Genomic DNA, 5218 nt, shown 5'->3' on the forward strand with positions numbered 1-5218 from the left:
GTCTCGAAACCACCGGCGGCCTCGCCGCCTCGATGCACATGTATCTTGCGAATGGCTTCGTTGTGACCCGCGATACCGAAGAAAACCTCTGGGATGGCCCCGGCCGGATGATCGTCATGACCCGCCCTTTGGACAAGCCCGCGCCCTTGTGACATCCTGCCGTCAAAACAAGACGACCCCCGGGAGGAACCAAGCCATGTCCTACGCCGCCGGACGGCTCATCCACGACGCCGACAGCCACCTGATGGAGATGACCGATGTTCTCGACCCGTATTTCGAGAAACGCCTGCTAGCGCGCTATCACGACCTGCCGGTCTACAAGTGGAAACATTCCCACACCCACTGGATGAACGAGGAGCGCGCGCGCCACGAGGACGCCGCCTACCGCGCCGCCGCCGCTGACGCGATCCTTCTCAACAAGAATTACACCGCCCTCGGATCATTCCGCCGCGAGGACCGCCCCGCCGCGATGGACCGTCTCGGCTTCGCCAGCCAGCTTGTCTTCACCACCTTCTGCCTCGGCAATTTCGGCCTCGACCAGTCAGATGACATGGAACTCTGCTATGCCGCCGCCGATGCCCACAACCGTATGATGACCGGCTTCTGCGCCGTTGACCCGCGCCTGCTCGCCGTCGCCTATGTCCCGCTCGAAGATTTTGCCCGCGCTGAAGCGACCACCCGCCTCGCCATCAAGCTCGGCGCAAAGGCGATCATGGTGGCGTCCGTATGCCCACAAAAGCACTCGCCCAGCCATATCGGCCTGGACCCCGTCTGGCGCCTCGCGGAGGAAGCGGGTCTGCCGATCCTCCTGCATGTTGGCGGCGAGGAGAAGATGAACCCGGTCTACAAGGCCAACGGCCTGCCGCCGGTACCGGACTTTCACGGCGGCGATGACAATTTCACCTCGGTCTCCTACATGCCGATCCCGCAATCGGCGATGCAGACGCTGGCCACGCTGATCTTCGACGGCGTCTTCGACCGGTTCCCCAAACTGAAATGGGGCGCCATCGAACTCGGCGCCGCCTGGGTGCCCGGATGGATGCGCGCGATGGATTCCGCCGCCCATGCCTTCCTGCGCAACGAGGAGCGGTTGCAGAAACTCTCGGCCAGACCCTCCGAAATCGTCCGCCGTTCTTTCCGCGCCGCGCCCTACCCGCACGAAGACGCCGGCTGGATCATCCGCAATTCCGCCGACGAGATCTGCCTCTTCTCGTCGGACTATCCCCACGTCGAAGGCGGCCGCAATCCGCTGAAACGCTTCGACGAAACTCTGTCGGGCTGCACCCCTACCCAGATCACGAACTTCTATGCGGAAAACTTGATCGACCTTATGGGGGAGGGGCTGGCACCCGAACTCCGCCGGCCGAAACTGCAACACTCGGCCTGAGAGAGGCGCACCATCAGCTCTGCAAGGTTCACGATGCTCGCCGCTGAGATCAAGCATGTTTTCCGCATTCCCGCAGAGCGGCTCTAGGGCCTGGTCGGCGATTTCGGCGACATGGGAAAACAGTCTGACCGCCCGCCGGGCGGCCTGCGTGCAGAGCGGCGTCGGCGTTGGCGCCTTGCGCATCATCACGCTGGATGATGCCCGCCAGATCGTCGACCGGCTCACGGCGGAGGGACCCATGACCTATTCCTATTGCATCGTCTCCTTGCCGCTGCCGGTGAAGACCTATCAGGCGGCTATGTCTGTCACGCCGGTCAGCGACACTGCGAGCGAGCCGACCTCGTCCGGCGAATTCGAGCCCGCCGGCCTTTCCGGCGCCGACGCCATCGCCTTCGTCGAGAACATGCACCGGTACGGCATCAGCCTGATGCAGAAGACGCTCGCCTGGAGTATCTGTCTTGACCAAGCCATTCCTGGAGACCACTCGCAGTCGTCCCGGATGACTACCTTTGCAAGGATGACCAGCTTTCGCATGATGGCGGTGAGCGCGACTTTGGGCATTTCCCGAAAACCCTCCCACTTTTCGGAACGCCGCTCAGCTGTAATCCGCAATCCGGCACAGAAGCGGCCCGCGAAACTCGAAAAAGCTCGCCCCGCGCACTTTCACCGTCTCACCGGCGCGCACCCCGTTCGGCAGGTCCACCGCCGCGCGGCCCTCGAACTCGATTTCGGCGGCGGCTTTGATGTCGTCGAAAACGAGATTGATCAGCCGCTGGCGCCGGTAGGAAAATGCGTTCCCGGACACTTCCGCCACCTGCCGCATCATCGTTTTGCCGTCCAGCCGCATGGATTGCCCGGCATTCGAGATATTCTCGAACACGACGTCATCGGTCACGCAGGCCAGCATCGCGTCGATGTCCCGGTCATTATAGCTCGCGATATAACGGCGGATTATCTCGTCCAGCACGGACTTCGGGTCCCTTTTCGGCGCTCCCGATACCTGCCAGCCGGGGGCGTATTGCACAAGCCGCTTTAAGCCGGGGGCGAGATGGCCCATATAGCCCGAAATTCACACACACTGGAGATCATCATGGGCACGCGCATCGCGGTTGTTGGCGCCACAGGCAATGTCGGGCGGGAACTCCTGAACATTCTGGAAGAGCGCCTCTTCCCGGCAGACGAAGTCTACGCCGTCGCCTCCCGCCGCTCCATCGGCAAGGAGGTCTCCTATGGCGACCGTATCCTGAAATGCCAGGACCTCGAGCAATTCGATTTCACTAAGGTCGATCTGGTCCTGATGTCGGCTGGCGGCAAGGTCTCGAAGGAATGGTGCCCGAAGATCGCAAAGGCCGGCGCCATCACCATCGACAACTCCTCCGCCTGGCGGATGGACCCCGATGTCCCCCTCGTCGTGCCCGAGTGCAACGCCGACGCCGTGATGGGCTACGCGAAGAAGCGCATCATCGCGAACCCCAACTGTTCCACCGCCCAGCTCGTGGTCGCCCTGAAGCCGATCCACGACGCGGTCGGCATCAGCCGCGTCGTCGTCTCGACCTACCAATCCGTATCCGGCAAGGGCAAGGACGCGATGGACGAGCTGTGGAACCAGACCCGGGGCGTCTTCGTCAATGACGAGCTGAAGCCCGTGATCTTCCCCAAGGAGATCGCCTTCAACGTCATCCCCCATATCGACGACTTCATGGAGGACGGCTTCACGAAGGAAGAGTGGAAGATGGCGGTCGAGACCAAGAAAATCCTCGATCCGAAGATCAAACTTGTCGCCACCTGTGTGCGCGTGCCGGTTTTCGTGGGCCATTCCGAATCCGTCACCATCGAGATGAACGGCCCGATGAGCGCCGACGAAGCCCGCGCCCTGCTGCGCGAAAGCCCCGGCCTGATGGTCGTCGATGATCCGAAGGAAGACCTCTACATCACGCCGAAGGAAGCCTCCGGCGAATGGGCCACCTATGTCAGCCGCATCCGCACCGACCCCACAGTCGATAACGGCCTCGCCTTCTGGTGCGTCGCCGACAACCTGCGCAAGGGCGCCGCCCTCAACGCCGTCCAGATCGCCGAGGAACTTTTGAACCGCGGCATCATCAAACCGGCAACGGCGAAAGCGCGGGCATAGACTGCCGCAGGCCCAACCCTAACCCTCCCCACGCTTCGCGCGGGGAGGGGACTGGTTGTGTTTCGGGCAAAGCTCGCTCTCCCAGCAAACTGACCTGTCACCTTCCCGGAACGGGGAGGGTTAGGGTGGGGCGAGGCATAAAGCCTGCCCTCACAAAACCGAAAAATCCACCACCTCGAACCCATGCCCTGTCGCCGCCACGAAGCGCCGGAAGTCCGCCTGCGAGATCGCCGTCGTCCCGGTGTTCACCAGCGGATGGAAGTTCACGGTCTCCGCCGCCGCCAGCACGGCGTCCACCAGAAACCGCACACGGCCCCCCGCATCATTCATCAGCGCAAACGCCGTCACCGATCCCGGCGCAACGCCCAGCGCTTTGGTCATCAGCTCCGCCGCCCCGAACGAGAGCCGCTTCGTGCCGATAATCCTGTGCAACTGGTTCAGCTTCAGTGGCCCATGCGCCTCCGCCGCAATCAGCACCAGCTGTCCGCCGGCATCCCTCAGGAACAGGTTCTTGGTATGCGCCCCCGGCATCTGCGCCTTCAGTGCGCCTGATTGCTCGACCGTGAACATCGCCTCGTGCCATGACGTGGAATGCGCAATCCCGAGACGGTCGAGATAGGCGAACAGGTCATCAGGGCTTGCTTGCATGGCGCCCATTCGCCAAGACTTGCCTGTCCCGTCAAGCGCTTAAGGGCGATCAACCCATGCACCTCGACTGTTACAAGATCTACGATGTCGCCCCGCAGATCGTCCCCGGCCGGTCCGACCGCGCCTGGATGGACGCCTTTATCGATCGCCACCCCTATCGCTGCCTGCCGCTCACCATGGCAAACTCCACCGGCTGGGAAATCCTCTGCCCGATGGACATCAAGGTCATCTGGAACGGCGGCCACCGGACCGAAGACATCGACCTCAAGACCACCGGCGACCCCGCCGCCATCGCCAGCTTCGCCGACAGCCATTTCATGCGCGGCATCGTCACTTTCCACACCGGCCACCTGTTTCGCACGCCGCCTGGCTGGGGCGTCTGGGTCACTGGCCCGCCAAACTGGCCGAAGGACGGCATCGCGCCTTTGACGGGCCTCGTCGAAACCGATTGGTTGCCATTCCCCTTCACGATGAACTGGCAAATGACGCGCCCCGGCGAGGTCATCTTCCGAAAGGGCGAGCCCTTCGCCTTTATCACCCTGATGGAACACAAGCGCCTTGAGGACATCACGCCCGAGCGCAAGCTGATGAGCACCAACGCCGACCTCGTCGCCGAATACAATGCCTGGCGCGACAGCCGCGCCGACTTCAACACCCGCCTCAAGGGCGGCGAGACGACCGCCATGAAAGAACGCTGGCAACGCCACTACATGCGCGGCGAAAAACCCACCGGCGACAAGGCAGAAACACATCAGACGAAGCGCAGGCTGCAACCCCCGAAAGAAATAAAATAGTCCAACTCAGCCCTCTCCCGGCGGAAAAGCGGTGGAGGCGAGGGGCTGGCCCCGGAACGCAGGATTCATATTTGACCGCTCATCCTCGCGAAATACTTTCGTAGGTATCGGCGGCGGAGCGCGGGTTCAGCGCCAACTAAAAGTTCAGTCGAAAAGTCTCCCTGGCGTCTCGCGCAAAATGCGTGAAGCGCTGACAGCACAGGTTCATCTGCGACAAGGTTTTGAGGCTTCGCACTTGAAGATCGGGAGTTCCGTACA

6 protein-coding genes are annotated in these 5218 nt (G+C 62.4%); 3 read left to right on the top strand and 3 right to left on the bottom strand.

The window, feature by feature from the left end; genetic code table 11:
• The first annotated feature begins 196 nt into the window (after nt 1-196).
• Complete coding sequence (locus WEA77_RS02765) at nt 197-1387, top strand: amidohydrolase family protein (RefSeq protein ID WP_368066331.1); 1191 nt, start codon at nt 197-199, stop codon at nt 1385-1387.
• Between the two features lie 288 nt (nt 1388-1675).
• On the opposite strand, the gene WEA77_RS02770 is transcribed toward WEA77_RS02765, so the two are convergent.
• Nucleotides 1676-1948: a hypothetical protein gene (locus tag WEA77_RS02770; protein WP_368066332.1), complete on the bottom strand. Its 273-nt coding sequence runs from the start codon at nt 1946-1948 to the stop codon at nt 1676-1678.
• 34 nt (nt 1949-1982) lie between these two features.
• Nucleotides 1983-2354, bottom strand: coding sequence for a nuclear transport factor 2 family protein (locus WEA77_RS02775; protein ID WP_368066333.1), 372 nt, complete (start codon nt 2352-2354; stop codon nt 1983-1985).
• 123 nt (nt 2355-2477) lie between these two features.
• Here WEA77_RS02775 and WEA77_RS02780 point away from each other — a divergent pair, with 123 nt between their 5' ends.
• The gene (locus tag WEA77_RS02780; protein ID WP_368066334.1) at nt 2478-3518 is read left to right on the top strand and encodes an aspartate-semialdehyde dehydrogenase; all 1041 of its coding nucleotides are present in this window, start codon (nt 2478-2480) and stop codon (nt 3516-3518) included.
• Between the two features lie 150 nt (nt 3519-3668).
• Here the strand turns inward: WEA77_RS02780 and WEA77_RS02785 are convergent, their stop codons facing one another.
• Nucleotides 3669-4166 (bottom strand): prolyl-tRNA synthetase associated domain-containing protein, encoded by a 498-nt coding sequence (locus tag WEA77_RS02785; protein ID WP_368066335.1) that lies wholly within the window; start codon nt 4164-4166, stop codon nt 3669-3671.
• A 56-nt stretch (nt 4167-4222) separates the two neighbouring features.
• Here WEA77_RS02785 and WEA77_RS02790 point away from each other — a divergent pair, with 56 nt between their 5' ends.
• Nucleotides 4223-4960, top strand: coding sequence for a DUF6065 family protein (locus WEA77_RS02790; protein ID WP_368066336.1), 738 nt, complete (start codon nt 4223-4225; stop codon nt 4958-4960).
• Nucleotides 4961-5218: the final 258 nt, after the last annotated feature.

Source organism: Hyphomonas sp., assembly GCF_040882205.1.
In the GTDB taxonomy this organism is placed as follows: domain Bacteria; phylum Pseudomonadota; class Alphaproteobacteria; order Caulobacterales; family Hyphomonadaceae; genus Hyphomonas.

Bases quoted from the DNA above. Each gene is read 5' to 3' on its own strand.
- WEA77_RS02765 (WP_368066331.1), top strand. From the start codon at position 197: ATGTCCTACGCCGCCGGACGGCTCATCCACGACGCCGACAGCCACCTG.
- WEA77_RS02770 (WP_368066332.1), bottom strand. From the start codon at position 1,948: ATGCCCAAAGTCGCGCTCACCGCCATCATGCGAAAGCTGGTCATCCTT.
- WEA77_RS02780 (WP_368066334.1), top strand. From the start codon at position 2,478: ATGGGCACGCGCATCGCGGTTGTTGGCGCCACAGGCAATGTCGGGCGG.
- WEA77_RS02785 (WP_368066335.1), bottom strand. From the start codon at position 4,166: ATGCAAGCAAGCCCTGATGACCTGTTCGCCTATCTCGACCGTCTCGGG.
- WEA77_RS02790 (WP_368066336.1), top strand. From the start codon at position 4,223: ATGCACCTCGACTGTTACAAGATCTACGATGTCGCCCCGCAGATCGTC.